Origin of the sequence: Xanthomonas euvesicatoria (assembly GCF_013112235.1) — a bacterium.
Taxonomy (GTDB): Bacteria; Pseudomonadota; Gammaproteobacteria; order Xanthomonadales; family Xanthomonadaceae; genus Xanthomonas; species Xanthomonas euvesicatoria.
The window spans coordinates 646,102-668,310 of sequence record NZ_JABFFS010000001.1 but is presented as its reverse complement, the minus strand read 5'-3'; the positions used below and the strand labels follow the sequence as shown (position 1 = coordinate 668,310).

The following is a 22,209-nucleotide window of genomic DNA, read 5'->3' as shown; positions in this document are numbered from 1 at the left end:
AATCGGCGCATGTATGTCCGCGCGCTCATCGTCGTCTTGATCGTCCTCAATGCCGGGGTGGCGTTGTGGTGGGCCTTGCAGCCGCCACCGGCACCACCGCCGGCGCCGCTGCAGCCGACCGGTGTGGCGCGGCTGGAACTACTGCCGACGGTGACCGGTGCTGGCGGGCCTGGGCTGCCGGCTGCAGCGCGCACGGGGTCGGGGTCTGCGGCAGAGAGTGCGTCGACAGCACCGGCGCCATCGCCATCGACAGCATCCGGGCCTGCATCGGTACCCACGCCGACCACGCCGGCAGTTGCCGGTCCCGCCGCGCCAACGTCTGCAGCGCCGACATCGGCCACCACTGCCGCAGCGCAAGCGCCGCGCGGTGCAGCTGAGACGTCGGCAGCGGCGAATGCCGCGGCGAAACCGGCCAAAGGCGTCGCCGCGACGGCGGCACAACCATCGCCCGCCCCATCCCCGCCTGCCGCGGAGCGCTGCGCCAGCCTGGGACCTTTTGCGGCACGCGCCGATGCCGAGGCCGCGCTGGCGCGCGTGCGTGGGCAGGCCAGCCGCGCCAGCGTGCGCGAGGACAAGGACGCCGGCATCAGCACGTTTCGGGTGATGTTGCCCAACGTGGGCGATCGCGCGGCCGCGCAGGCCCTGGTCAAGCGCATTGCCGCGGCCGGGATAGGCGACTACTACGTGATCGCGCAGGGCGAGGACAACACCGTGGCGCTGGGCCAGTACCAGAGCCGCGAGCGCGCCGAGCGGCGCCAGGCCAGCCTGGTCGGCGCAGGATTCCCGGCGCAATTGGTGCCCAGCGGCAACGGGCAATCGCGGTGGTGGATCGATGTCCGCACCAGTGCGGCCACCAACGCCCTGCAAGGGGCTGCCGGTGCCGCCCGTCAGCGTTCGCTAGATTGCGCCGCGCTGCGCTAGAATGCGCACCGGCGCGCAACGCGCCTGCCTTCGCCGGCATAGCTCAGTTGGTAGAGCAACCGCCTTGTAAGCGGTAGGTCCCCAGTTCGAATCCGGGTGTCGGCACCATCTTCGATCCACGCATGCGTGGCAATCACGCTCGACGTTGCTGCTGTTGGAGCACGCGATGCGGTGTGGATCTTTGCATCAACCGGTTGCCAAGCACGATGGCGCGTTGCCTGCCGCCATCTGTCCCAACGAACGGTAGCGTGCTCAGCGTTGTGTGAGCGGGCGTATGCGGCGCGCTCCGGTTCCGAGCGCGCGATCCACACAGCTGGCTGCTGCCGGCTCCGTTTGGTCGCCACTTCAGGTGGCTGGCACCATGGCACGCGCATGGCGCGATGTTGATCGCGCCATGCGAGGTGCAGCACTCAGGCCGGGCGGCCGGCCGAGAGCAGTTCCAGCGCGGCCTTGCCGGTGTCTGTGTGTGCATCGCCGCTCAGTCGGTCGGCCAATGCAGCCACGATGATGGCGTGGGCCTGGCGCAGCACGCTGTCGGCATCGGCGCTGGCGTCCACCACGTGTTTGCCGGGCAAGTCCAGCGCGGCAAAAATCGTGCGGCAGCGTTCCAGGTTGTCCTGGGTTTCGAAGTGGTTGGGCGCATCGCCACGGGCGCGGATCCGGGCCAGGCCGGTGGGTGGGGGCAGGTCGAGCAGCAGCAGCACGTCCGGGCGCGGCGCGAAGGCGTTGCGCTCCAGGAGTTCGTCCAGCGGCAGACCGGCCGCGCCCTGGTAGGCCACCATCGAGGGAAAGTAGCGGTCCAGGATGACGATGTCGCCGCGTGCCAGCGCGGGCGCGATCAAAGTGTCCACGTGTTCGTGGCGGTCGCGGATGAGCAGCTCGGCTTCTTCCTCTGCACTCAGGCGGCCGGTGGCGGCGGACTGGCGCAACTGGGTGCCCCATGGGCCGTTGGTGGGCTCCTTGCTCAGCACGACACGCGCGCCGGCCGCGTCCAGGGTGGTGGCCAGGCGGCGGGCGAGCGTGGTCTTGCCGGCGCCGTCGATGCCTTCGATGGCGATCAGCAAGCCGCCGGGCTTCAGTTCGATTGTCATCGCGCTACTTTAGCTGATCGTGGCGATGAACCTAACCGGCAGCAGGGCGATGAAGAGCGTGCAGTCTGCGCGACACGCGCCTGGCAACTCAGCCGCAGGAGCACATGGCATACGCGACGATGCAGCGACAGCGTTGCGGTGACGCGCCCGGCGGCGCGCGACGGGAGGAAACAGAATGAGTTGACGTGCGCTGTGGCGGATATTGCCAAAGACTTATCGCCGGTATGTCCTGCGCGATGTCGGAAATGTCCCGATATCCTGGCTTCTGGCTGCGGGCCATACTGAACAAGTCAGACACACTGCACACGCGTCTCGCGACTGAGTCGTGTTTTTGGCTTCAAGGAAGACGGACGCGTCGCCGCCACCCTAGAGGCGGCATCCCCCGCGTGACGCCCGCTCAGGCACCGTCGTGACCAGATTCCTTGTCTTGCTGGCCGTACCCGGCGCCGGCGCCAGGCGCGCTTTCGATCAGCTGGTCGCCGAGGTGTAGCGATAGGACAGCAGCGACTTCACCAGGAAGGTGATCTGGGTGGCCGAGCGCGCATCCACGCGCATGACCGGTACGCGGAAGCCTTCGGCCACCAAGGCCTCGCGAAACGGCGGCACCAGGAAATCCTCGACTTCATCGGTCATGGTGATGCCCACCGCCAGGCTGGCCTCGGGTGCGATCTGCGAAAACTCGCGCAACAACTCCAGCGTGGCTGTGAGCATCTGCGGATCGCGTGCGTTGGTCAGCACGATCACACCCAGCGCACCGTCGCACACCAGCGGCCACATGAAATCCAGGTATTTCTGGCCTGGCACACCGTAGACATGCAGCAGCTCGCCGTCTTCCAGCTCGATCGAGCTGTAGTCCAGCGCGACGGTGGTGTAGGTCTTGTCGCCGTAGGCGTCCTGGCTGAGCGGCATTTCGGTGCTGACCGGCTCCACATCGGAGATGGAGCGCACTGCGGTGGTCTTGCCGGCGCCCATGCCGCCGACGAACACCAGCTTGTTGGCTGGAAGACTCATGACTGCGCCTGGAAGAGGGAAAGGCCGAACCGACGTGCGACCCAGGAAAAGAACCGCGTGTTGCCGCCATCTGGGCGGCGCTGCGTTGCAGGCACGGGAATCTCCGCAGTCTGGGCAAGGCCGCTGGCAAGTGCAGCGGCGAACAGGCATTCCACCGTTTGCAGCGGCAGCTTGCAAGCATTGGCCAGCGCCTGCGGGCGCCAGGGCCGTGCATGCAGGTGGGCGATGGCCAGCAACTGGGCTGGCGAGCTGGTCTCTGCAGTCAATTCCGGCCACTGGCGCAATTGCAGCGCATGGCCGGGTTCCACTGCCGGCAGCGCCTGGCGCAGATGCTCGGGCAGGGCGAAAAACAGCGCTTCGAAGGAAATGCGTTGGGGCAACGCGGTCGCGGCAAGGTCGGGCACGACGTGCCAGCCCGAGCGGTCCAGCGCGGCGATGACCTGCGCCAGCGCCACGCCAGCGGGCAACTGCACGCAGCCATTGCCCGGGTCCACACGCACCTGCAACTGCGCATGCTGCAGCGTCGCTGCGCCGGCACCGAATTCGCCACGGCAGTGCCGCAGCAGCAATGCCGGCTCCGCGACCGGGGTAGCGTGCGGCGAGGACAACAGCAGGCGCATGTGTTCGTTGAGTTCGCGCACGGTGGCGCCGTGCTTGATCCAAGCGCCAGCCACGGGCGTGCGCGACACCACCAGCACCCGCACCGGTTGACCCTGCAATGCCTGCCAGGCGGCCAAGCCATCGGCGCTGTCCAGGCCCAGTACCACCACATCGGCCGCGTGCTGCGGCCATTGGCCCAACTGCACGTCGATGCGGTCGGCGAGCAGCAGCGAGCACGCCAGTTTCAGGCGTGTGGTGTGCAGCAGGTCCAGGCCGGCCGTGGCGACCCGCATGGCGTTGATGGGTGTGGTCATGAGCTGGCGCCGTAGCGGCGCATTGGATTACGAGATGCCTGCCGGTCTGCACCGGCAGGCTGGATCAGGCGATGCGCTGGCACCGCGCTGTCGGCATCAACCGAAATCGAGGGTCTTTTCGAACGCCTTGAGCTCGTGACGGGCCATGGCCAGGTTGGCCTTGGCACGGTCCAGCACCACGTACAGGAACAGCGTGCTGTTGCTTTCCAGCGGGCGCAGCAGGTGGTACTGGCGTGCAAGCGTGATCAGGATGTCTTCGATGGTGTCGTTCAGGCCGAGCTGTTCGGCGATGCGGCGCTTGGCGCGCACCACTTCGGTGTTGCCGGCCGCCGCCAATTCCAGGTTGAGCTCGGCACCGCCGGTCATGCCCAGCGCCATGCCGCTGTCGCTATCGACCAGCGCCGCGCCGACGAAGCCGGCCAGCGAATGCAGGTGTTCCAGATTGAGTTTTGACACGTGTGGTCCTTGGAAACGATGAGGAATGGGTGCCTTGCGGCATGCACGAACAGTGCCAGGTGCTCAGCCTTGCGGCGGGGTCAACACGGTGGCGAGGCGGCCGGCGCAATCGCGCGCATTGAACAACAGCGCAGCGGCATTGATGTCGCCACTGCCCACTGCGGTGAGCGTCAGCGGCTTGTCGGCGCGGATGCGGATCAGCACCAGCTGCCCGGCACGCGTGCTGACGGTGGCGTAATCGGCCTCTTTCAGGCTGGATTCGCGCGCCAGGGTCTCGCCCAGGGTCAGGAACGAATTGGCCATCGCGGCAAGCCGGCGACTGTCCACGTCCAGGCTGGAACGCTCGGTGATGGCGCGCCCGTCGGCCGTGGAAAGCATCAACAGGCGGATGCCCGGCTCACGTTCGATGGTCTGCGCAAACTCGTGACCGATGCGCTGCAGATCGTAGAAATGCAACGCCCGCGGGACTTCGCCTACGGCAGCCTTGACGACCTGGTTGACGGCGTTGTGCGGCATGAAAATCCCCCTGTTGCGTGATGGCCCGGGCGCGTACGTGCGTGGTGTGCCGCGCCGGGCGGCGCACCATACCACCCGGATCCGAGCAGGCTGTCACGCTCGCCCGTGGTGCTTAACTGGGCGGTCAGACAGGCAGAATCGGCAAAGTCCGGTGCGCCACAAAGTGCCTTGGTACGTCACGATAGCGGCGCGACGAGGCAGATCTAAACCTCGCGTTTGCTCGCACTGTTCAGTACAGGCGACATGCGTGCTGCGCTGCCGCGCGTCACTGTGCGGGCGGGCAACTAGACTGCACGGCTTTATCGATACTGGAGCAATGCATGGCAACGCAGTACGTGCCGGTTTCCTTGATTGGCGTTCCCACCGACATCGGCGCGGGCCACCGCGGCGCGCGCATGGGGCCGGAGGCGCTACGCATCGCCGGCCTGCAGGAGGCGCTGGTCGGCCGCGGCGTGGAGGTGCGCGATCTGGGCAATCTGGATGGTCCGCGCAATCCCTGGCAGGCGCCGCAGGCCGGCTACCGGCATCTGGACGAAGTGGTGGCGTGGAACCAGGCGCTGATGGACGCCAGCTACGCCGAACTGCGTGCCGGGCGCATGCCGATCATGCTCGGTGGCGACCATTGCCTGGGTATCGGCTCGATCACGGCGGTGGCCAAGTACTGCCGCGAGCAGGGCAGGCCGTTGCGGGTGCTGTGGCTGGATGCGCATTCGGATTTCAACACCAGCGAGGTGACTCCTTCGGGCAACGTGCACGGCATGCCGGTGGCCTGCCTGTGCGGGCTGGGGCCCGAGTCGCTGACCCACCTGGGCGGCAGTGCGCCGGCGTTGTTGCCCGAGCAGGTGCGGCAGATCGGCATCCGCTCGGTGGACCCGGAGGAAAAGCGGCTGATCAAGCAGCACCGCATCGATGTGTACGACATGCGCTACATCGACGAAGCCGGTATGAAGCGCACCATGGAAGCGGCGTTGCAGGGCATGAGCGCCGATACGCACCTGCACGTGAGTTTCGATGTGGACTTCCTCGACCCCAGCATCGCGCCGGGCGTGGGCACCACGGTGCCCGGTGGCCCCAACTACCGCGAGGCGCAACTGGTGATGGAAATGATTGCCGACACCGGGCGCATGGGCTCGTTGGATATCGTCGAACTCAACCCGGTGCTGGACAACCGCAATGCGACCGCCGAACTGGCGGTGGATCTGGTCGAGAGCCTGTTCGGCAAGTCGACGCTGATGCGGGATTGATCCGTACCGAGCGCACCGGGACGCGTTCACATCAAATCCACGGCCGCGCAGTCAGATTTGGCGCCAAGCCAGGTGCGCTGGCACCGTGATAGAACGAGGACAAGCGATGAAGCGACTGCTGACACTGATGGTGCTGGCCCTGTTTTCGGCCGGCGTGATGACGGGCTGCAACACCGTGGCCGGCGCCGGCAAGGACATGCAGGGTGCGGGCGACAAGGTCGAGAAAACGGCCGAAAAATGCAGCGACGGTAAGTGCTGATCCGTCACATCGCGTGGCCCTGTTGAATTGATCGATCTGCGGCAACGCGCCGCTTTACCCCTGAGGAGTGTGTTATGAAGCGTGCAATTGTGCTGCTGGTGCTGTCGATGTTGTCGGTGGGAATGCTGGCGGGTTGCAACACCGTCGCAGGCGCCGGCAAGGACGTGCAGGGCGCTGGCGAGAAGGTGGAAGACGCAGCGCGTAAGTAATCCGACGCCGCATGCAAAAAAACGGGCCGCAAGGCCCGTTTTTTGTGCGTGCTTTACGTACAAGGCGGCTTCTGTCGACGCATGCAACATGCAGTGCGACCAGCGGCGGGAGTAGGCAACGGTTCAGTGCGGTGATCGGCGGTTTGACACCTTTTGATCCCGGACCAACGCCCGCGTGGGCAGGCTGGCGCCACGGTCAATCGCGACCGCATCAGCGGAGTCATCGCATGAACAGTGACATCATTTCCGGCAAGTGGACCCAGTTGAAGGGCAAGGCCCAGGCGAAGTGGGGCGATCTTACCGACGACGATTTCAAGGTTGCCGAAGGCAATGCCGAATATCTGCAGGGCAAGCTCCAGGAGCGCTATGGCTGGGACCGCGATCGCGCCCAGACCGAAGTGCGCGCGTTCGAAAAGTCGTTGCGCGACGACACCTGAGGGTGCGCCGGTCTGCCGCCGTTGAGGCGAGCAGCTTGCAGACGACGGGCCGCCCGGTGCGGCCCGTTCTGCGTTCGAGCGTGGAGCCAACTCCCCGGCGCCTGCGGCGGTGGCAAAAGTGCGGAACCGCTAAACTTGGGGGCTACCCCACCCTGGCATGACGTAGATGACCACCCGTGTCCTTACCGGCATCACCACCTCCGGCACCCCGCACCTGGGCAATTATGTCGGTGCAATCCGCCCGGCCATTCAGGCCAGTGCAGGTGCCGATACGGAGAGCTTCTATTTCCTGGCCGATCTGCACAGCCTGATCAAGGCGCAGGACCCGGCGCGCACGCAGCGTTCGACACTGGAAATCGCCGCCACCTGGCTGGCCTGCGGCCTGGACCCGGACAAGGTGTGGTTCTACCGGCAGTCCGATGTGCCCGAGACCACCGAGTTGATGTGGTTGCTGACCTGCGTGGCCGGCAAGGGCATCCTCAATCGCGCGCATGCCTACAAGGCGGCGGTGGACAAGAACCGCGCCGATGGCGAGGACGAGGATGCCGGCGTCACCGCAGGCTTGTTCATGTATCCGGTGCTGATGGCGGCCGATATCCTGATCTTCAATGCGCACAAGGTGCCGGTGGGACGCGACCAGATCCAGCACATCGAAATGGCGCGCGATTTCGCGCAGCGTTTCAATCATGTCTACGGGCGCGACTTTTTCACCTTGCCCGAAGCGGTGATCGACGAGCAGGTGTCCACCTTGCCAGGCCTGGATGGCCGCAAGATGAGCAAGAGCTATAGCAACACCATTCCACTGTTTGCGCCGCGCGAGGAATTGCGCAAGCTGGTGTTTTCCATCCTGACCGATTCGCGCGCGCCGGGCGAAGCCAAGGACACGCAGGGGTCGGCGTTGTTTCAGCTGTACCAGGCGTTTGCCACACCGCAGGAATCTGCCGCCTTTGCGCAGGCGTTTGCCGACGGCATCGGCTGGGGTGATGCCAAGCAGCAGTTGTTCGAGCGGATCGATCAAGAAATTGCGCCGCTGCGTACGCGCTACGAGGCGTTGATGGCAGAGCCAGCCAAGATCGAAGCGATCCTGCGCGCCGGTGGTGCACGTCTGCGCGCGCGCTATGCCACTCCCCTGCTGGCCGAGCTGCGCGATGCGGTGGGCTTGCGCGATCTGTCCAGCCAGGCCGCCACCGCGGCGGTGCAGGCCAGCGAAAAGGTCGCACTGCCGGTGTTCAAGCAATATCGTGAAAGCGATGGGCAGTTCTATTTCAAGTTGAACGATGGCGCGGGTGCATTGCTGCTGCAGAGCGATGGCTTCGCTTCGCCACGCGATGCCGGACAGGTGATCGCACGGTTGAAGCAGGCTACCCAAGCCAGCGATCTGCAGCTGCCGGGCGTGCATGCGCAGGTGGATGCCGACGTGATTGTTGCCGCGATGGATGCCTTGCGCGAGGCGTGAGCTGCGCGGCGCAACAGGCGTCGAGGTGGGTTGTTGTGGTTGCGTAGGTCGTGCCTGTGGCGACATGCGCGACCGCGACGCCAGGCTTGGGCCTACACTGCAGTTTCGACAGCCGCCGCGGGGTGCGAATGACAGCGACAGCCGAGTTCAACATCCACACCATCGATACCGGCTTTGGCGGCGTGCAATTCGATGCGGCGTATCTGGTGGTCCAAGCGCAGCAGGCCGCCTTGATCGATTGCGGTACCTCGCTGTCGGTCCCGCAGATGCTGGCCGCGGTGCAGGCGGCCGGGTTGGCGCCAGCGCAGGTGGAGTGGTTGATCCTGACCCATGTGCATCTGGATCATGCTGGCGGTGCAGGAGCCTTGTTGCGGCATTTGCCCAATGCGCAGGTGCTGGTGCATCCGCGCGGTGCGCCGCACCTGATCGACCCTGCGCGGCTGATTGCCGGCGCCACCGCGGTGTATGGCGAGGCGGACATGGCGCGCCATTACGGCGTTATCGAGCCGGTGCCGGCCGAGCGCGTGGTCGCGGCCGGCGAGGGTCATACCGTGATGCTGGGCAAGCGCGCGCTGCGCACCGTCGAGACGCCTGGACATGCGCGCCATCATCTGTGCGTGTGGGATGCGCGCAGCCGCAGCTGGTTCACCGGCGACACCTTCGGCCTGTCGTATCGTCAGTTGGACAGTGCGCGTGGCGCTTTCATCGTGCCGACGTCCTCACCGGTGCAATTCGAACCCGAGGCCATGCTGCAGTCGATCGCGCGCCTGATGGACGCCGCACCAGAGGCGATGTATCTGACCCATTACGGCCGTGTCACCTCGCCAGAACCGTTGGCGCGGGCGCTGGGCGAGCAGATTCATGCGATGACCGACATTGCGCTGGGCTGCGCGCAGCGTCCGGACCGGCATCGCTGCATGGTGGCGGCATTGACCGAATTGTATCTGGAACGCGCACGCCAACATGGATGTCGGTTGGACGATGCCGCCGTGGAGCAACTGCTGGCAACGGACATCGAGCTCAACGCGCAAGGGCTGGGCTGTTGGCTGGATCGTGCAGCGCGCATGCGTTAGCGCTGGTTGAGGGGTGACACACCCTCTCGAACGCTGTAGTGCGTGGTCGCGTCGTTCTGGGGCAGCTAAGGCCGGATCAGTCGGGTGCGCGGTTGCCCTCACCGCTCGCGGGATACGCCGTGAACCCGTCCATGGGGGCTCGATGGCAGCCTCCATGCCGCCAACGGTCCCGCAATCGGTGAGGACACCGCACCAGAACGTTGGCTGGTGGTGTTGTTGAAAGCAGTGCACATCGACCATCTTGATGGCGCGCGGGCAAGCGCCTTGCAGCCACACCGGAGATCATCCGCGCTTGGCCATGCATGCGATCGACTGCATTCTCGTGTCATTGCGCTCCGGTGTTGGTCGCACGCTTGTAAACTATGTGTCATCTACCGTTGCAAGGCCTCACCGTGAATCCGATGCGCATCCTGCTGTTGTCTGCCTGCCTGTTTGTAGGAGGTGTGGCGCAGGCCGCCAACGATCTGCCGGGCGGCGGCATCGATGCCGAGGCATTGTCGCGTCACGTGCGCTTGCTGGCGTCGGACGAATTCGAAGGGCGCGCGCCGGCCAGCGCCGGTGAGCAGCGCACGGTCGATTACCTGGTGGAGCAATTCAAGGCGGCCGGCCTGGAGCCAGGCGGCGAGCAGGGCAGCTGGACCCAGGCCGTGCCGCTGGTGCGCGCGCAGGTGGATGGCCCGGTGCGCGCAAGCCTGCGCGTCGGGGGCACGACCCAGGCGCTGGTCAATGGCAACGATGTGACCCTGCAAAGCCTGCGTCCGCAGCAGGCGGTCGCGTTGAAGAACGCGCCACTGGTCTTCGTCGGCTACGGCATCAGTGCGCCAGAGCGCCAATGGGACGACTACAAGGGCGTGGACCTGCGCGGCAAGATTGCGGTGGTGCTGATCAACGATGCCGATTTCGAATCGCCGCAGCCGGGCGCATTCGACGGCAAGGCCGTGACCTATTACGGCCGATGGACCTACAAGTACGAAGAGGCGGCGCGGCGCGGTGCGGCCGGGGTATTGATCGTGCACGAGACGGCGCCGGCGGCGTATGGCTGGGCCACGGTGCAGAGCTCGGGCATGTCGCCGTTGTTCGACATCGAGCGCAGCGATGCCGATGCCCGTGCGCAGCACGTGCCGGTGCGCGGCTGGATGCAGCGTGCATTGGCGGTGTCGTTGTTCAAGCAGGCCGGCCTGGATTTCGAACAGGCCAAGGCACGTGCGCAGCAGCGCGACTTCGCGCCCGTGGCACTGGGCGATGCGGCGTTGTCGGTGAATTTCAAGCTCAAGCGCGAGCGTGTGGTGACGCATAACGTGGTGGCCAAACTCACCGGCAGCCGGCATCCGGATGAGACGGTGATCTTCTCCGCGCACTGGGATGCATTCGGGATCGGCAAGGCCGATGCCGGTGGCGATACGATTCGACGCGGCGCCGTGGACAACGCCACCGGCGTGGCCAGCGTGCTGGAACTGGCGCGCGTGTTCGCAGCCGGCCCCAAGCCGCAGCGCTCGTTGTACTTCATTGCGTTGACTGCCGAAGAAAAAGGCCTGCTCGGCGCCAATTACTACGCCGCGCATCCGCTGGCGCCGTTGGACAAGACCGTGGCCGTGCTCAACATGGAAATGTTCAGCCCCGATGGCCCGACCCGCGACATCGCCTCGTGGGGACGTGGGCGGGTGTCGCTGGAAGGCGATCTGGAAACCGCCGCCAAGGCGCGTGGTCGCAGCTATTCGCCGGATCCGAATCTGGAAGCAGGCTTCTTCTACCGCGCCGATCATTTCGCGTTCGCGCGCATGGGTGTGCCGGCGATCACCGCCGGCCCCGGCCTGGACATGCTCGACGGCGGCGTCGCGGCAGGCAAGGCACTGCGCGACAAGTATTTCGCCGATTGCTACCACCAGCCGTGCGATCGCTGGACCCCGCAATGGGATGCCAGCGGCCATGCCGCCGATACCACGCTGGTGTACGACGTGGGCGTGGCGCTGGCCAATGGCCGGCAGTGGCCGAGCTGGCAGGATGGCTCGGAATTCAAGGCGATCCGTGCCAAGAGCGATGCGGTGCGCAAGTAAGCGCGCAGGAGCGAGAGGGCGCCGTGCCCTCGAGCGAGGACAAGCGCAGCGACCAAGACGACTGCGCTGATCGCCAGACGGGCGCAGCTGGATTCGATGCGGCATGTGCGCTCGTACATTCGGGGTCCTGCACGCTGTCCATGCGCATCGGATGACTGAGCGCGACGCCAAGCGAACGCAGCCGCTGCCCGGTGGCCTGCATTTGCTTGTGCGTGTGCGGATCCCGCGCGCCGTCCACGCTCATCAGACGGCCGCTCGGGACGTTTGTCGTTGCTCGGTACACAGGCTGGCGTTGTGATCAACGCCATGGCATTGAACGACTGCGTATAGGCGTGCCTACGGCTTGGCGGCGTTGGGTGAGTTGCCGCCGCCGGCACGCGTGCTTTTGTCGCCGCCGCTGCACGGATAGCGCTTTGCCAGCGCCTGGACGATCAAGTCGGGTGCGGCCTGGGCCTGGCGTGTATCGGGCAGCGCGCCGATATCGGCGATGACCGCCTGCAGATCGGGCGAGCCGGTGCTGCCCGCCGGCATGCACCAGCCGGTGCGATAGCTGGCGCTGGCGACGCCGAGCAGATACGCACCGGCGCGGCTGGCTGAAACAAGCACCTTGAACTCGCGTTGCTCCGGCGCGGTGATTTCTGGCGCAAGCGATCCGTCCAGTCCGGCGTCGATCAGCTTGCGGCCGCTGAGTTCCCACGGCTCGGGGGCACGCGCCGATGCCGTGGCGGACGTTGCGAACAAGGCGGCCAGGGCCAGCCAGCGAAGAGGGTGCTGCATCTGCACGCTCGGATGCGGTGGGAAGTGCACCATAGCGCGACCGGGGTGCGGCGTGGGCTTTGGCATGTGCTCTAGAATCGAAGGTTCCGCTGCACTGCCTGGCACTGTTCCGATGTCTTCCTCTCACGATGCTGCCGCGCCTGCGCGCAGCGGGTTAGTCGTTCTCGCCTTGTTGCTGGTCTACGTGGTGTGGGGCTCGACCTATCTGGCGATCCGCTTTGCGCTGGAAGGTGGCGCGCAGCCGCTGACGATGGTGTCCGGGGCACGTTTCATCGTCGCCGGTAGCGTGCTCTACAGCGTGCTGCGCTGGCGCGGCGTGGCGGCGCCAACGCGCGCGCAGTGGAAGAACGTGGCGCTGATGGGTGCGGCGTTGCTGCTGCTCGGCAACGGCATGGTGGTGCTGGCCGAGCGCAGCGTGTCGTCCGGGCTGGCCGCCACGGCGGTGGCGTCGGTGCCGTTGTGGATGGCCTTGTTCGGCGCATTGCGCGGGCAGCATGCCAGCGGCGGCGAATGGCTGGGCATCGTGATTGGCTTTGTGGGCGTGGTGTGGCTCAACGCCGGCAGCAGCCTGACCGCGACGCCGGTTGGCCTGGTGTTGCTGCTGATCGCACCGATCGGCTGGGCATTCGGGTCGGTGTGGTCGCGCGGGCGCGATCTGCCTTCGCCGTTCATGACCGCTGCCGGGCAGATGGTGTGCGGCGGCGTGCTGCTGGTCAGTACCGGCCTGCTGATCGGCGAGCGCCCGCAGGTGTGGCCGAGCCCGCAAGGACTGCTGGCGGTGGCGTACCTGTGCGGGTTCGGCTCGATCGTGGCGTTTACCGCCTACGTGTGGCTGCTGCATCACGTGCGGCCTGCGCTCGCCGGTAGCTACGCCTACGTCAACCCGGTGATTGCGGTCAGCCTGGGTGCCTGGCTCGGCCATGAGCGCTTCAGCGCGCAGGACATCGGTGCGATGGCGGTGATCCTGGCCGGCGTGCTGGTGGTCACCTTTGCCAAGGCGCGGCGATGAGCGCGGTGTCGTCCCAGGAAGCACGCCGCGGGTTGTTGATCACCGCCTCCACCTTCGTGCTGTGGGGGCTGGTGCCGGTGTACTGGCATCTGCTCAAGGCGGTGCCGTCGCTGCAGATCATCGCCCACCGCATCGTGTGGAGCACGGTGCTGGTGGTGGCCTGGCTGCTGGCGAGCTCGGGCCTGGGCTGGTGGCGCAGCATCGCGGCGCAGCCCCGCGCGCTGGGCATGCTGGCCGGCAGCAGCGTGGCGATCGCGTTCAATTGGGGCCTGTACATCTGGGCGATCAACGCCGGGCATGTGATCGAGGCCAGCCTGGGATACTTCATCAACCCGCTGCTGAGCGTCTTGCTGGGCGTGCTGGTGTTGAAAGAGCGCCTGCGTCGCATCCAGTGGGTGGCGGTGGCCTGCGCGGCAGCGGGCGTGCTGTGGCTGACCATCGATGCCGGCGCGCCGCCGTGGATTGCGTTGGGGCTGGCGGTGTCCTTCGGTATTTACGGGCTGCTGCGCAAATTGGTGGCGGTGGATCCGGTGGCCGGGCTGGGCGTGGAAAGCGTGTACCTGTTCGTGCCGGCGTTGCTGCTGGCGGCGTGGGGCGAGCAGGGCCACGGCGGCGCGTTCCTGAGCGGCTGGAGCCTGCGGACCGACGCGATGCTGATCTTCGGTGGCGTGGTGACGGCGCTGCCGTTGATCGGTTTCGCCTACGGTGTGCGGCGCATTCCGCTGTCGTTGGTGGGCATCCTGCAATACATCGCGCCGAGCCTGCAGTTGCTGCTGGGCGTGTGGTTCTTCCACGAGCCGTTCGATCAGGGGCGCGCGATGGGCTTTGCCGCGATCTGGGTGGGTTTGCTGTTGTTTGTCGGCGACAGCGTGGTGCGGTCGCGGCAGCCGGTGCTGACGCGCTAAGTCAGCCACCCTGCACGCTGTGCGTGTGGCATTCATCAGTGCGATCGCTTCGCGTCAGCGTGCGCGATTGCCGTGCTCAACTCTGCGGCATCGCCAGGGGGTTGGTTACGGCCAGCGTGGACGCGGGCAGCGCCTGCGGTGCAGGGCAATGGCTGGGGTCTTGGTGCACCTGTGCCAGCCATTGGTCGATCGGCCCGCCGAGCACGTCCAGCCGTAGCGGCAGGCTCAAATGGTTTTCGCCCGGCAGTTCGAGGTAATGCGCACGCGCGCTGGCCAGGGCCAGTGCGCGGCCATGCGCCACCGGAATGTGCTGATCGGCATCGCCGTGCAACAGCAGCACGCAGCTGCGCGTGTCGGCCAGGGCGTGCGCGACATCGACACGGTCCAGGTCCAGCTTGAGCTGGGTGTCGGCCGCTGCAATCACCGCGTCGATATTCTGGTCGGCATAGCGCCAGCGTGCATACGCCGCCACCGCCCGCCCACGCCACCCGTGCGGCTGGCTGGCGAGCAGGTGCGGCACCATGTCGCGGATGCCGCGCCCGGCATTGGCGAAGGATTCCATCGCCACCACGCCGGTTACGCGCGGGCCGAGTTTGTCGGCCGTAAACAGCGCGGTGGCCGCGCCGTAGGAAATGCCGAACAGATACAGCGGCCCGCGGATTTCGCCGCGTGGTTGCAGGGCGTCGAGCACATCGATGACGTCGTCGGACTCGCGCGTGCCGTAGCCGGACGGCCCGCCGCCGGAATGACCATGGTTGCGCAGATCGATGGTGACCACGCGGTAGCCGGCCTGCGCAAGCTGCAGCGACCAGGGCAGCAGCGAGTCGCCATCCATCATCCAGCCGTGCAGCAGCACCACCGTGCCGCGCGGCGCCGGCGGTTTGGCAGTCGGTGCCTTGAAACTGAAATCCACATCCAGCGCATGCGCCGGGTCACTGCGCTGCCCCGTGTAGCGATAGTGCATGGCGTACTGGCCGGGGTCGATCGCGCGCCAGAAGATCGGCACGCCATCGCGCGTCACCACATGCCCGCTGCGATTGGGCACCGTGGCGATGGTGGCGGCAATGCGTTCTTCGTCCAGCAGCGGCGAGGTGCCACCGGGCGCAACCAGGCGCTCGCTGAGCGAGGTCGAAGAAGAGGAGCAGCCGGCCAGCCACAGGCAGGCGCAGACCAGCAGAAGCAGGCGCGTCATGGCGATCGATCGATGCAGCAAACGGCCGAGCAGGCTACGGCCTGCCCGGCCGGCGCATCTACCGCATTGCGGTGACAGAACCATGACAGCCTGCAATACGTTCAGCCGCCGCCGCGTGCTTCGCCGCGGCTGTCACCATTGCCGATTCCCGGCGGACCAAGGCCCGCCTACACCTCACGCAGCGCCGTGGTAATCGGCAGACGCGCCGCACGCAGCGCGGGAAACAGTCCGCCCACCAGGCCGATGCCCAGCGCCCACTTCAGCCCGCTCCAGAGCAGCTCTGGCGAGACCTTGAACTGGAAGACCACCTGGCTGAAGTTACTGCCCAGCGTGGAGACGGTGTAGCCGTTGAACACCGCCCAGGCGATCGCGCCGCCCAGCAGCCCGCCCAGCAATGCCAGCAGCATGGTTTCCAGCATCAGCGCCATGATCACCGGCGTGCCGCGAAAGCCGATCGCACGCATGGTGGCGATCTCGCGCGCGCGCGTGGCCACCGCCGCATACATGGTGTTGAGCGCGCCGAATACCGCGCCCACTGCCATGATCGCCCCGATCACCGTGCCCAGGATGTTGATCAGCTTGTTCAGGCCGCCGCCCTGTTTGCCGTAGTAGGCGCGGGTGGTTTCCACATCCAGCTTGAGCCGCGGATCGGCAGCCATGGCGGTCTTGAACGCGCTGAAGCCTGCCTTGCCGTTGGTGCGCACGCTGATCGACTGATAGGCACTGCGGTTGTAGGTGGTGGCCAGCGTCTGCGCGTCGGTCCACAACTCCGAATCGTGCGCATCGCCGGAGGCGAACACGCCCACCACCGTCCACTGCTGGCTGCCAAGCGTGAGGGTCTTGCCCAGCTCCAGTCCGCGGAACTGGTTCAACGCGCCCTTGCCCACCACCATTTCGCGCAGGCCGGTGTTGAAGCGGCGGCCCTGCACGATCTTGACCTTGTCATGCACGGCCCAGGCCTGTTCGCCCACGCCACGCAGTTGTGCGTTGACGTCGGTGCCGTCGGCGCGGGAGGCGATGTTCACCACTTGCGACAATTCCGGCGACAGCATCGGGCGGCCATTGGCATCGGCGGCAATGCCGGGAAGGCTGCCGATCAGCGGCACCAGGTCGCGGGTAATCACCGAGTTGGTTTCCGCCTGCGAACCGCCGCGCAGGACGATCGCGGTGGTGTCGTCGCCGGTGCTGTTGAGCGTGGCTTGAAAGCCCTGGCCCATTGCCAGCATCGCCACCAGCACGCCGACCACGCCGGCAATGCCGACCACGATCACCGAGCTGGACCCCCAGCGCTGCGGCAGCGTGGCGATGCCGATGCGTGCGGCCGCCAGCGAGAGCCTGCCGCTGCGTGTGGCCACCAGCCACACCGCCAGCAATCCACCGATCGGCAGCAGCACCATCCACGGCAGTGCGATCCAGGCCGCCAGCCCGATTGCCAGCAGCACGACCGACAGCGCGTTGACCCCACGATCTTTCCATTTGCGTTGCATGTGCATGCTCCTGTCAGCGGCCGGCGAGTGCATCGACGATCTTCAAGCGCTGCGCGCGTAATGCCGGCAGCACACCCACCACGATGCCGATGCCGGCCATCAGCCCGACCGCGACAAGCCAGGTCTGCAGCGGCACGGTCTGGGTCGGCATCAGGCCGCCGCTGCGCGCTGCAACCGCCGGGATCACCAGCGCCGCCAGCCCCATGCCGATCAGCCCGCCCAGGCCGATCAGCAACATCGACTCCACCATCACCAGGCTCAGCACGGTGCGGTCCTGAAAGCCCAGCGTCTTGAGCGTGGCCAGCTCCGGAATCCGCTCGCGCACGGCCTGTGCCATGGTGTTGCCGGTCAGCAGCAGCAAGGTGAAAAACACCGCGGCCATGATCGAGGTGACGATCAAGCCGATATCGGCAAACTGCTTGACGAAGGCTTGCTGAAATGCCGATTCGGTCTGCGACTTGGTTTCATGGTCGGAGTTGGCCGATAACGCATCGACGGCCTGCGCCACGCGCGATGCCTGGTCGGCGTTGCGCAGCGTCACCGTGTACCAACTTACCCTGCTTTTGATGTAGTCGTTGGACTCGTCGAAGTACTTCCAGTTCATCATCAACTGGCGTTCCTGGTTGGCGGCCACGGTGCGGTCTTTCATGCGGAAGATGCCGACCAGTTGCAGCGGCCAGTCGTTGCTGCCGCCGCGCGGAAAGATGGTGGCCTGCAGCGGAATGGTGTCGCCGATCTTCCAGCCATTTTCCTTGGCCAGGCTTTCGCCAACGATCGCGCCGGTGCGTGTGGTCTGGAACGCCTTGAGCTGGTCCTTGGGCAACTGGTATTCGCTGTACACATCGAAGAAATTGGGCGCCACCGAAAAATTCGGGAAAAAGTTCTTCGGGTCGCGGTAGATGCCGCCGAACCACATTGCCGAGGTCACATCGCGCACGCCCGGCACGCTGCGGATCTGGTTTTCCAGATTGATCGGCAGCGATTGGGTGATCGACAAGCGCGATGCCACCACCAGCCGGTCCACGCCGCTGACGCTGCCGCCGGAGGTAAAGGCCACGCGCACCGAATCGAGCATGCCGAACAATAAAAACGCCGCGACCACCGAGAGCAAGGTCAGCAAGGTGCGGGTCTTGCTGCGGAACAACTGCGCCCATACCAGCGAGAGATACTTCATGGCAGCGCTCCCTTACAGTGCAAGCGGCGCATCGGCCAGCTCGCCCTTGTCCAGATGGATGGTGTGGGTGGCATATTCGGCGGCCTTGGGGTCGTGGGTGACCATCACGATGGTCTTGCCGTGTTCGCGATTGAGCTCCTGCAGCAGGCGCAGGATTTCTTCGGCATTGTGGCGGTCCAGATCGCCGGTGGGTTCGTCGCAAATCAGGAAGGTGGGATCGGAGACGATCGCGCGCGCGATCGCCACGCGTTGCTGCTGGCCGCCGGACAATTCGCTGGGCTTGTGGTTGCGACGCTCCTGCAGGCCGACCAGGGTCAATGCGATCTCGGCATTGCGCTTGCGTTGGGCGGCATTGAGCGAGGTGAGCAGCAACGGCAGCTCCACGTTCTTCTGCGCGGTGAGCATCGGCATCAGGTTGTAGAACTGGAACACGAAACCGACGTGGTGACTGCGCCAGGTCGCCAGCTGCTCGCCGCTCATGCGATCGATGCGCTCGCCTTCGATCTCGATCTCGCCGCCGCTGGGGCTGTCCAGCCCGCCGATCAGGTTCAGCAAGGTGGTCTTGCCGGAGCCAGACGGCCCCATCAGTGCGACGAAGTCGCCGCTGGCAATGTCCAGATCGATGCCGTGCAGCACCTGCACCTGCTCGGGGCCGCGTTGGTAGGTCTTGGTGATGTTGCGCAAACTGACGAGAGCGGACATGGCAACTCCTGGCGGTGCGATGGAAGAGGTGACAGCAGTGCGCAGAGCGACTGCGGATGTGGTGCGGCACTGCAGTAACACGATGAGCTGAAATGCGATGAAGCGATGGGGCGAGTGCAGGCAAAGGCATCGGTTGCTGTGGCGACACCTGTGCGGCGCACGCTGCCGATGCCTGAAACGTGCCTGCGACGACAGCGGCTGAGATATCGACGAACATCGCAACTGCAGATGCGCAAGCACAGCCGATACCGCGTTACTGGATTTCACCGGCGTTCCCTCGCAGCGCGACGCAGGCGCTTACGTCGCTGCCGTTTCCATCAAACGCGCTTTCCGTATTCCCCTGAGTGGTGACCGCCTGCGCTGTGTTGGTTGTGCGTTATTCGGCAGCGTCCGGCGCTGCTTCGGTCACCTTGTCGCCATCCTTCAAGGTTTGCGGCGGATTCAGTACCACACTGTCGCCTGCGGCCAGGCCGGAGAGCACCTGCCTGTCTTCGCCCATCACCATGCCGGTGGCGACGGCATGCGCGCTGACGGTGTTGTGCTCGCCGACCACGAACGCGACCGTGCGCGTGTCGCGCTCCACCAGTGCGGCGGCCGGGACGCGCACGCCCTGCGGCTTGGCTGCTTGCTGCGGTTTGGCCTGCTCCAGAAAGCTGACCCGGACACCCATCTCCGGCACGATGCGCGGGTCCTTGACCTTGAGCGCCACGCGCACTTTCACCGTGGCCTTGCCGCGGTCGGCGGTGGGGATGATGGCGATGACCTCGCCTGGAATCTTCCATTCCGGGTAGGCGTTGAGCACTGCTTCCACCGGCATCTTGGGTTGCACGCGGCCGATGTAGGACTCGCCCACTTCCACCTCGATTTCCAGCGATTCCATGTCCACGATGGTGCCGATACCGGTACGGGTGAATCCGCCGCCGGCCGACAACGGCGAGACGATTTCGCCCGGCTGCGCTGCCTTGGCCGTCACCACGCCGGCAAACGGCGCGCGCACCACGTTGAAGTCAGAGCGGATACCGGCAATGGCCAGTTGGTCGGAGGCGACCTGCACATTGCGCTGCGCGTTCTGCAGCTGGGCGCGCAAGGCATCGCGCTGCGCAATGGCCTGGTCGTATTGCGAGCGCGACACCAGCTGCGCACCCACCAACGACTGCAGGCGCGTGGCGTCGGCGTTGGCTACTGCCAGTTGCGCCTGCATGTTGTCGACCTGGCTGCGTGCGGCCGACAACTGCGAGGCCGACAAGCTGCGCTGCGCATCGGCATCGAGCGGGTCGAGTGTGGCCATCACCTGGCCCTGTTCGACGCGCATGCCTTCTTCGATCATCACCTCGCGCACCTTGCCGGTGACTTGCGCCGACACCGTGGCCATGCGTCGTGCCACCACATAGCCGGAGGCGTCCAGCACCGATGCGCTGCTGCTGCCGGCGCTGATCGCCACCACCGGCGCGGTCTGCACCTGCACCACCGGGCGGCGCGTGAACCACCACGCGGCGGCGGCCAGCACGATGACGAGGATCACTGCGGCGAGGATCCAGCCGGTACGGCGGGCGGGCGGCGGCGTGGCAGGGCGCTGGCGGTCGATGCGGAGTTGCTTGAGCAGATCGGCGGAAGTGTTCATCGATGACCAGGACGGAAGGCTGCGCGAAATGTGACGGTCTACAGGCGATGCCGCAAGCTGCCGGAAGTCACCAACTGCGGTGCGGCGACAAACGGTCGATGCGCCGATGCCACCGCCAGCTGGTGCGCAGCATGCAGTCAGCACGGCGCGCTCACCAGTGACAGCTGTCATCTGCACGCCATGACACCGGCAACTGGTGCACCAGCGCTGCGGCAGGCCATGCTGGCGGCTCCTCCGGCAATCCGCTAACGGCATGCTTTCCTTCGCATTTGCAGACTGCACGTATCTGGCTTGCGCTTGCGCAGGCCAATCGCAACCCCGGTGGGCGATCGCATCGCAGCAAGCACCGGGAGCATGCATGAGGCCGCTCACCCGTATCGTCCTGCACGCAGCCGCACGCAGCCGCACGCAGGCGGGCCCGGCAGTGGCAGAATCCGCTCATCCACACGGACCTTTGCTGATGCGCCTCCGGTTTCCCGCATGGCTTCGCCCCGCCGCCAGTTCGCAGGTTGCCGCGCGGCTCGCGCAGGGCCAATCGCCGTGGATGGACAGCGTGCACTTGCTGTGGTCGGCCTGGGTATTCGTGGTGCCGGTGTTTTCTGCGCGGGGCTACGACAGGACCTGGCTGTTGTGCACGCTGCTTTCGTATCCGGTTTTCCTGCTGCTGTACGCACGCATGTTGCTGGCGCCACGCGGCACCTTGTATCGCTACGCCTGGGCGATGGCGGTGATGAGTGCTGCCTTGTTGCCGGTGTATTCGTCGGGCATCAGCTACTTCATCTTTGCCTGCCTGAGCTTGCGTCCCTCCACGCGGCCTGGGTTGTGGCGGCACTTTGCGATGTTGCTGCTGATGAACGCGTTGTACCTGAGCTGGGCGCACTGGCTCGGGTTGAGCATGCAGGCGCTGGTGTGGATGCCGGTGACGGTACTGGGCATGGCCGCCGTGGGCGCGGTGTACAGCATCAACGAACGCAAGGACGCGTTGCTGCGCTTGTCGCAGGACGAAGTTCGTCGTCTGGCGGCCACTGCCGAACGCGAGCGCATCGGCCGCGACCTGCACGATCTGCTTGGCCATACCTTGTCGCTGGTGGCGCTCAAATCCGATCTGGCTGCGCGCCTGATCGAGCGCGACCCGCAGGCCGCACGCAACGAGATCGACGCGGTGGCGCAGGTCTCGCGCGATGCGTTGGCGCAGGTACGGCGCGCGGTCACCGGCATCCGTGCTGCCGGCCTGGTTGCCGAACTGGCATCGGCGCGGGTGCTGCTGGACCTGGACGGCATTGCGCTGGAGCAACAGCTGGAGCCGCTGGCCTTGCCGCCCGAGCACGAAACCGCGCTTGCGCTGGTGGTGCGCGAGGCGGCCACCAATGTGCAGCGCCACGCGCAGGCAAGACGCGTGCGTGTGCAACTGCGCGCGCACGGCGATCAGGCCGTGCTGGAGATCACCGACGACGGCCGCGGCGGCGTGATCGTGCCGGGCAACGGCCTGGACGGCATGCGCGCACGCCTGCACGGCCTGGGTGGCGCGCTGGATGTGCAGGCCTTGCCGCGCGGCATGCGATTGCGCGCCAGTGTGCCGTTGCCGCGGCCTGCGGTTGTCCCCGCAACGCCGCCGGTGATGCCGCAGCCGCTCTAACGCGCCCTGGTTGCGCTGCCAAGTGCACGGCATGCGTCGGCGCTGTTATCGTGCGCAACCGTTGC

Annotated in this window: 22 protein-coding genes and 1 tRNA gene; 12 read left to right on the top strand and 11 right to left on the bottom strand. The window is 66.2% G+C overall.

Annotated features, from left to right (window positions below; genetic code table 11):
* Positions 1-9: 9 nt before the first annotated feature.
* Positions 10-921 (top strand): SPOR domain-containing protein, encoded by a 912-nt coding sequence (locus HLH45_RS02935; protein ID WP_074053317.1) that lies wholly within the window; start codon positions 10-12, stop codon positions 919-921.
* A 32-nt stretch (positions 922-953) separates the two neighbouring features.
* Positions 954-1,029, top strand: a tRNA-Thr gene (locus HLH45_RS02930).
* Between the two features lie 302 nt (positions 1,030-1,331).
* Here HLH45_RS02930 and tmk read toward each other — a convergent pair.
* The 5 genes from tmk to HLH45_RS02905 all read right to left on the bottom strand — a co-directional run bounded on the left by tmk (position 1,332) and on the right by HLH45_RS02905 (position 4,909).
* Complete coding sequence (tmk, locus tag HLH45_RS02925) at positions 1,332-2,012, bottom strand: dTMP kinase (RefSeq protein ID WP_008576441.1); 681 nt, start codon at positions 2,010-2,012, stop codon at positions 1,332-1,334.
* A gap of 468 nt (positions 2,013-2,480) precedes the next feature.
* Positions 2,481-3,023, bottom strand: coding sequence for a GTP-binding protein (locus HLH45_RS02920; RefSeq protein ID WP_003486615.1), 543 nt, complete (start codon positions 3,021-3,023; stop codon positions 2,481-2,483).
* Positions 3,020-3,937: a hypothetical protein gene (locus tag HLH45_RS02915; RefSeq protein WP_008576439.1), complete on the bottom strand. Its 918-nt coding sequence runs from the start codon at positions 3,935-3,937 to the stop codon at positions 3,020-3,022. The genes HLH45_RS02920 and HLH45_RS02915 overlap by 4 nt, the downstream gene beginning before the upstream one ends.
* Before the next feature lie 96 nt (positions 3,938-4,033).
* Complete coding sequence (locus HLH45_RS02910) at positions 4,034-4,393, bottom strand: roadblock/LC7 domain-containing protein (protein ID WP_003486613.1); 360 nt, start codon at positions 4,391-4,393, stop codon at positions 4,034-4,036.
* 63 nt (positions 4,394-4,456) lie between these two features.
* Complete coding sequence (locus tag HLH45_RS02905; protein ID WP_008576438.1) at positions 4,457-4,909, bottom strand: roadblock/LC7 domain-containing protein; 453 nt, start codon at positions 4,907-4,909, stop codon at positions 4,457-4,459.
* 320 nt (positions 4,910-5,229) lie between these two features.
* Between HLH45_RS02905 and rocF the strand changes: the two genes are divergently transcribed.
* From rocF to HLH45_RS02870, 7 genes are all read left to right on the top strand, one after another.
* Positions 5,230-6,153 (top strand): arginase, encoded by a 924-nt coding sequence (rocF, locus tag HLH45_RS02900; RefSeq protein ID WP_008576436.1) that lies wholly within the window; start codon positions 5,230-5,232, stop codon positions 6,151-6,153.
* A gap of 106 nt (positions 6,154-6,259) precedes the next feature.
* The gene (locus tag HLH45_RS02895) at positions 6,260-6,412 is read left to right on the top strand and encodes an entericidin A/B family lipoprotein (RefSeq protein WP_008576433.1); all 153 of its coding nucleotides are present in this window, start codon (positions 6,260-6,262) and stop codon (positions 6,410-6,412) included.
* 74 nt (positions 6,413-6,486) lie between these two features.
* Positions 6,487-6,621, top strand: a complete 135-nt coding sequence (locus tag HLH45_RS02890) for an entericidin A/B family lipoprotein (RefSeq protein ID WP_005914328.1) — start codon at positions 6,487-6,489, stop codon at positions 6,619-6,621.
* 227 nt (positions 6,622-6,848) lie between these two features.
* Positions 6,849-7,058, top strand: a complete 210-nt coding sequence (locus HLH45_RS02885; RefSeq protein ID WP_003486601.1) for a CsbD family protein — start codon at positions 6,849-6,851, stop codon at positions 7,056-7,058.
* Positions 7,059-7,224: 166 nt separating this feature from the next.
* Positions 7,225-8,514 (top strand): tryptophan--tRNA ligase, encoded by a 1,290-nt coding sequence (locus HLH45_RS02880; RefSeq protein ID WP_008576429.1) that lies wholly within the window; start codon positions 7,225-7,227, stop codon positions 8,512-8,514.
* 128 nt (positions 8,515-8,642) lie between these two features.
* The gene (locus tag HLH45_RS02875) at positions 8,643-9,587 is read left to right on the top strand and encodes an MBL fold metallo-hydrolase (protein WP_008576427.1); all 945 of its coding nucleotides are present in this window, start codon (positions 8,643-8,645) and stop codon (positions 9,585-9,587) included.
* Positions 9,588-9,988: 401 nt separating this feature from the next.
* Positions 9,989-11,641, top strand: a complete 1,653-nt coding sequence (locus HLH45_RS02870) for a M28 family metallopeptidase (protein ID WP_405054842.1) — start codon at positions 9,989-9,991, stop codon at positions 11,639-11,641.
* A 336-nt stretch (positions 11,642-11,977) separates the two neighbouring features.
* Here the strand turns inward: HLH45_RS02870 and HLH45_RS02865 are convergent, their stop codons facing one another.
* Complete coding sequence (locus HLH45_RS02865) at positions 11,978-12,451, bottom strand: Rap1a/Tai family immunity protein (RefSeq protein ID WP_046932093.1); 474 nt, start codon at positions 12,449-12,451, stop codon at positions 11,978-11,980.
* Between the two features lie 31 nt (positions 12,452-12,482).
* Here HLH45_RS02865 and yedA point away from each other — a divergent pair, with 31 nt between their 5' ends.
* Positions 12,483-13,427, top strand: coding sequence for a drug/metabolite exporter YedA (gene yedA, locus HLH45_RS02860; RefSeq protein WP_029820633.1), 945 nt, complete (start codon positions 12,483-12,485; stop codon positions 13,425-13,427).
* On the top strand, positions 13,424-14,332 hold the full coding sequence (gene rarD, locus HLH45_RS02855; RefSeq protein WP_008574767.1) for an EamA family transporter RarD: 909 nt from the start codon (positions 13,424-13,426) through the stop codon (positions 14,330-14,332). The genes yedA and rarD overlap by 4 nt, the downstream gene beginning before the upstream one ends.
* 76 nt (positions 14,333-14,408) lie before the next feature.
* Here rarD and HLH45_RS02850 read toward each other — a convergent pair whose 3' ends face one another.
* The 5 genes from HLH45_RS02850 to HLH45_RS02830 form a co-directional block, all read right to left on the bottom strand.
* On the bottom strand, positions 14,409-15,524 hold the full coding sequence (locus tag HLH45_RS02850; protein ID WP_008574769.1) for an alpha/beta hydrolase family protein: 1,116 nt from the start codon (positions 15,522-15,524) through the stop codon (positions 14,409-14,411).
* A 167-nt stretch (positions 15,525-15,691) separates the two neighbouring features.
* Positions 15,692-17,017, bottom strand: coding sequence for an ABC transporter permease (locus HLH45_RS02845; RefSeq protein ID WP_008574770.1), 1,326 nt, complete (start codon positions 17,015-17,017; stop codon positions 15,692-15,694).
* Between the two features lie 7 nt (positions 17,018-17,024).
* Complete coding sequence (locus HLH45_RS02840) at positions 17,025-18,185, bottom strand: ABC transporter permease (protein ID WP_008574771.1); 1,161 nt, start codon at positions 18,183-18,185, stop codon at positions 17,025-17,027.
* Between the two features lie 12 nt (positions 18,186-18,197).
* On the bottom strand, positions 18,198-18,887 hold the full coding sequence (locus HLH45_RS02835; protein WP_033478895.1) for an ABC transporter ATP-binding protein: 690 nt from the start codon (positions 18,885-18,887) through the stop codon (positions 18,198-18,200).
* Between the two features lie 376 nt (positions 18,888-19,263).
* The gene (locus HLH45_RS02830) at positions 19,264-20,508 is read right to left on the bottom strand and encodes an efflux RND transporter periplasmic adaptor subunit (RefSeq protein ID WP_008574774.1); all 1,245 of its coding nucleotides are present in this window, start codon (positions 20,506-20,508) and stop codon (positions 19,264-19,266) included.
* A gap of 460 nt (positions 20,509-20,968) precedes the next feature.
* Here HLH45_RS02830 and HLH45_RS02825 point away from each other — a divergent pair, with 460 nt between their 5' ends.
* Positions 20,969-22,144 (top strand): sensor histidine kinase, encoded by a 1,176-nt coding sequence (locus HLH45_RS02825; protein ID WP_033478900.1) that lies wholly within the window; start codon positions 20,969-20,971, stop codon positions 22,142-22,144.
* Positions 22,145-22,209: the final 65 nt, after the last annotated feature.

What these genes read in the sequence shown, in the direction of transcription:
- HLH45_RS02935 (WP_074053317.1), top strand. Translation starts at nt 10, where the DNA reads ATGTATGTCCGCGCGCTCATCGTCGTCTTGATCGTCCTCAATGCCGGG.
- tmk (WP_008576441.1), bottom strand. Translation starts at nt 2,012, where the DNA reads ATGACAATCGAACTGAAGCCCGGCGGCTTGCTGATCGCCATCGAAGGC.
- HLH45_RS02920 (WP_003486615.1), bottom strand. Translation starts at nt 3,023, where the DNA reads ATGAGTCTTCCAGCCAACAAGCTGGTGTTCGTCGGCGGCATGGGCGCC.
- HLH45_RS02915 (WP_008576439.1), bottom strand. Translation starts at nt 3,937, where the DNA reads ATGACCACACCCATCAACGCCATGCGGGTCGCCACGGCCGGCCTGGAC.
- HLH45_RS02905 (WP_008576438.1), bottom strand. Translation starts at nt 4,909, where the DNA reads ATGCCGCACAACGCCGTCAACCAGGTCGTCAAGGCTGCCGTAGGCGAA.
- rocF (WP_008576436.1), top strand. Translation starts at nt 5,230, where the DNA reads ATGGCAACGCAGTACGTGCCGGTTTCCTTGATTGGCGTTCCCACCGAC.
- HLH45_RS02895 (WP_008576433.1), top strand. Translation starts at nt 6,260, where the DNA reads ATGAAGCGACTGCTGACACTGATGGTGCTGGCCCTGTTTTCGGCCGGC.
- HLH45_RS02890 (WP_005914328.1), top strand. Translation starts at nt 6,487, where the DNA reads ATGAAGCGTGCAATTGTGCTGCTGGTGCTGTCGATGTTGTCGGTGGGA.
- HLH45_RS02885 (WP_003486601.1), top strand. Translation starts at nt 6,849, where the DNA reads ATGAACAGTGACATCATTTCCGGCAAGTGGACCCAGTTGAAGGGCAAG.
- HLH45_RS02880 (WP_008576429.1), top strand. Translation starts at nt 7,225, where the DNA reads ATGACCACCCGTGTCCTTACCGGCATCACCACCTCCGGCACCCCGCAC.
- HLH45_RS02875 (WP_008576427.1), top strand. Translation starts at nt 8,643, where the DNA reads ATGACAGCGACAGCCGAGTTCAACATCCACACCATCGATACCGGCTTT.
- HLH45_RS02870 (WP_405054842.1), top strand. Translation starts at nt 9,989, where the DNA reads ATGCGCATCCTGCTGTTGTCTGCCTGCCTGTTTGTAGGAGGTGTGGCG.
- HLH45_RS02865 (WP_046932093.1), bottom strand. Translation starts at nt 12,451, where the DNA reads ATGGTGCACTTCCCACCGCATCCGAGCGTGCAGATGCAGCACCCTCTT.
- yedA (WP_029820633.1), top strand. Translation starts at nt 12,483, where the DNA reads ATGTGCTCTAGAATCGAAGGTTCCGCTGCACTGCCTGGCACTGTTCCG.
- rarD (WP_008574767.1), top strand. Translation starts at nt 13,424, where the DNA reads ATGAGCGCGGTGTCGTCCCAGGAAGCACGCCGCGGGTTGTTGATCACC.
- HLH45_RS02850 (WP_008574769.1), bottom strand. Translation starts at nt 15,524, where the DNA reads ATGACGCGCCTGCTTCTGCTGGTCTGCGCCTGCCTGTGGCTGGCCGGC.
- HLH45_RS02845 (WP_008574770.1), bottom strand. Translation starts at nt 17,017, where the DNA reads ATGCACATGCAACGCAAATGGAAAGATCGTGGGGTCAACGCGCTGTCG.
- HLH45_RS02840 (WP_008574771.1), bottom strand. Translation starts at nt 18,185, where the DNA reads ATGAAGTATCTCTCGCTGGTATGGGCGCAGTTGTTCCGCAGCAAGACC.
- HLH45_RS02835 (WP_033478895.1), bottom strand. Translation starts at nt 18,887, where the DNA reads ATGTCCGCTCTCGTCAGTTTGCGCAACATCACCAAGACCTACCAACGC.
- HLH45_RS02830 (WP_008574774.1), bottom strand. Translation starts at nt 20,508, where the DNA reads ATGAACACTTCCGCCGATCTGCTCAAGCAACTCCGCATCGACCGCCAG.
- HLH45_RS02825 (WP_033478900.1), top strand. Translation starts at nt 20,969, where the DNA reads ATGCGCCTCCGGTTTCCCGCATGGCTTCGCCCCGCCGCCAGTTCGCAG.